This window comes from Streptomyces adustus, from assembly GCF_009377175.1.
Taxonomy (GTDB): Bacteria; Actinomycetota; Actinomycetes; order Streptomycetales; family Streptomycetaceae; genus Streptomyces; species Streptomyces adustus.
Map to the genome: position 1 here is coordinate 1 of NZ_VJZD01000504.1, position 2,293 is coordinate 2,293.

General features: G+C 69.0%; 4 protein-coding genes. All 4 read left to right on the forward strand.

The features are described 5' to 3' along the window. The first annotated feature begins 67 nt into the window (after nucleotides 1–67). Nucleotides 68–1,231, forward strand: a complete 1,164-nt coding sequence (gene cas7e / locus FNH09_RS46120) for a type I-E CRISPR-associated protein Cas7/Cse4/CasC (RefSeq protein ID WP_152895832.1) — start codon at nucleotides 68–70, stop codon at nucleotides 1,229–1,231. A gap of 5 nt (nucleotides 1,232–1,236) precedes the next feature. Continuing rightward, nucleotides 1,237–1,971, forward strand: a complete 735-nt coding sequence (cas5e, locus tag FNH09_RS46125) for a type I-E CRISPR-associated protein Cas5/CasD (protein WP_152895833.1) — start codon at nucleotides 1,237–1,239, stop codon at nucleotides 1,969–1,971. Beyond that, complete coding sequence (locus tag FNH09_RS49680; protein WP_274390317.1) at nucleotides 1,958–2,080, forward strand: hypothetical protein; 123 nt, start codon at nucleotides 1,958–1,960, stop codon at nucleotides 2,078–2,080. Before cas5e ends, FNH09_RS49680 begins: the two co-directional genes overlap by 14 nt. Next, nucleotides 2,077–2,293, forward strand: a 217-nt coding sequence (locus tag FNH09_RS46130) for a type I-E CRISPR-associated protein Cas6/Cse3/CasE (protein ID WP_152895834.1), incomplete at its 3' end; no start/stop codon positions are given. The genes FNH09_RS49680 and FNH09_RS46130, both read left to right, overlap by 4 nt.

The following is a 2,293-nucleotide window of genomic DNA, read 5'->3' on the forward strand; positions in this document are numbered from 1 at the left end:
CCCCCGCCGCCCCGGCCGAGGCCGACCCGGCCACCGCAGACCCCAACGCCTGAACCGGAGACCCGCCATGCTCATCGAGCTCCATCTCCTGCAGTCCTTCCCCGTCAGCAACCTCAACCGGGACGACCTCGGCCAGCCCAAAACCGCCCGATTCGGCGGCCACACCCGCGCCCGCATCTCCAGCCAGTCCCTCAAGCGCGCCGCACGCCAACTCCTCGCCCAGCACGGCCTGGACACCTCCGAACTGGGAGTACGCACCAAACGCCTGCGCGACGCTGCCGCCGGCATCCTCGCCGACCGCGGCCGCGACACCGGCGAAGCCCTGGAGGTCTGCCAGGCCGGTCTGGAGGAGATCGGGTTCGCCGCGCACACCGCGACCGGCCTGACCAAGTACCTCCTCTACGTCGGCCGGCCCGCCCAGGAGCACCTTGCCGACTACTGCGAGGAACGGTGGGACGCCCTGGCCAAGACCGTGGCCGACGCGAAAACGCGCAAGGAGAAGGGCGACAAGGCACCACAGAAGAAGACCGCGAAGGCGACCGCAGCCAAGCCCACCAAGCAGGCCCAGGAGCACGTCCAACGCATCCTGGACGGCACCCGGGCCGCGGACATCGCCCTGTTCGGACGCATGATCGCCGACAACACCGACTTCAACGTCAACGCTGCCTCACAGGTCGCCCACGCCCTGTCCACCCACGCCGTCGTCAACGAATTCGACTACTACACCGCCCTCGACGACCTTCGGCCCGACGCCGAGCCCGCCGCAGACATGATCGGTACCGTCGACTTCAACACCGCCTGCTTCTACCGCTACGCCAACCTCGACCTGGACCAGCTCACCAAAAACCTGCCCGCCGACCCCGACCTCGTCGCCCGCGCGGCCCGCGCCTGGCTGTACTCCTTCATTCACGCCGTGCCCGGTGGCAAGCAGAACTCCATGGCCGCACGCACCATGCCGCAAGCCCTCCTCGGCGTCGTCCGTGAAACCGGCGCCTGGAACCTGGCCAACGCCTTCCTCAGCCCCGTCACCGAAGTCCCCGATCTCATGGCTGCATCCAGCCAGCGCCTCGTCGACCACTTCCAGCAACTGCGCACCTTCTACGGCGACACCCAGCTGCGCCACACCAGCATCGCCGCGATCGGCCCCGCCCTCACCGGCGTGCCCGACGAGATGAAGGCCCCCACCCTCGACGCCTTCACCTCCGGCCTGCTGACCGCGACCAAGAGCTGACCGCCATGCCCACCTTGCTGATGTGCTTCGACGCCCCCATGCAGTCCTGGGGCGTCAGATCACAGTTCAACAGCCGCGACACCGCGACCGAACCCACCAAATCCGGTGTCGTCGGCCTTCTCGCAGCCGCCCTCGGCATCCCCCAGGACGCCGACGAGGACATCCGACACCTGGCCACGTTACGCATGGGCGTGCGAGTCGACCGGGAAGGCGTCGTCGAAAACGACTTCCACACCGTCCAGAACGTGCCCAACACCGAAGGCAAGAACCACCGCACTGCCGTCACCAAACGCTTCTACATGGCCGACGCCCTCTTCCTCGTCGCCCTCGAATCAGACGACACCCCACTCCTTGACCGCCTCCGAAACGCCCTCGACCGGCCGCACTGGCCGCTCTACTTCGGACGCAAAGCCTTCGTCCCCGCCCGGCCCATCGCCAGCCACGGCCTGCCAGGCGAGCGCCAACCCATCACCCACCGGCCGCTCGACGAGGCACTGACCCTCCACCCCTGGCTGGAGAACCAGCCACACATCCGCGCCCGCCACCGCCCCATCCCCGATGAGCCGGCCGAGATGTGGCTGCGCACCATCATCGACGCCGACCCCATGGCCCTCGACGTCGAACTACGCCACGACCACCCACTCTCCTTCCGCCCCCAGCAAAGACTCTTCGCCTCCCGAGCCGTACAGACCATCCACGTCCCCCTCACGCCCGCAATGATCAGCGATGACGCCGCCTGAGCGCCGCCGCTCCGGCCACGGCCCCGCCTACCTGCGCGCACTCGCCGCCTACACCTCGCCCTCCTTCACACCCGAAGCCCGCCCCGCCCTGGAAGGGAGCATCCGATGACCCTGTGGCTCACCCGGCTCACCCCCGGCCCCTCGCGCCTGGCCCAGCAGGAACTGGGCGGCACCCACGTCACCTCCCTGCACCGCCGCGTCATGTCCCTGTTCCCCGACGGCGTCCAGGACGCGGCCCGCACCCATTACGGCGTCCTCTTCCGCATCGAGGACACCTCCCGCGGCAGCCACCTCCTGCTGCAGTCCAACCAGCCCCCCGACC

Excerpts from the sequence above, each read along its gene's own strand:
- cas5e (WP_152895833.1), top strand. The coding sequence starts at position 1,237 with ATGCCCACCTTGCTGATGTGCTTCGACGCCCCCATGCAGTCCTGGGGC.
- cas7e (WP_152895832.1), top strand. The coding sequence starts at position 68 with ATGCTCATCGAGCTCCATCTCCTGCAGTCCTTCCCCGTCAGCAACCTC.
- FNH09_RS49680 (WP_274390317.1), top strand. The coding sequence starts at position 1,958 with ATGACGCCGCCTGAGCGCCGCCGCTCCGGCCACGGCCCCGCCTACCTG.